1 pseudogene is annotated in these 255 nt (G+C 38.8%); it reads right to left on the bottom strand.

The features are described from left to right. Window positions 1-160, bottom strand: a pseudogene (locus DRB05_RS00020) (30S ribosomal protein S17); the annotation flags it as partial. Window positions 161-255: the final 95 nt, after the last annotated feature.

Raw genomic sequence — 255 nt, forward strand, 5'->3', positions numbered from 1 at the left:
TTCAATCACGTCAACTAGCGTCCAAGATTTTTTCTTAGAGATTGGCGCACATTCGCGAATAGTCACGACGTCACCTGTGAGTAGCTGTGTTGTTTTCATCGTGTGCGTGCAACTTAGTTGTACGCTTGATGCTTTCTTTCTATAAAGAGTACCGTAGATAGGGTGGTTATACCAATTACACTAAGTCTCCAATCAATTTGAAGGGTGAAATACCATATTAGCGTCGTTAAAAATTTCTCATTTAGAACAACTAAA

Origin of the sequence: Pseudoalteromonas sp. A757, from assembly GCF_004103285.1 — a bacterium.
GTDB classification, from domain to species: domain Bacteria; phylum Pseudomonadota; class Gammaproteobacteria; order Enterobacterales; family Alteromonadaceae; genus Pseudoalteromonas; species Pseudoalteromonas galatheae.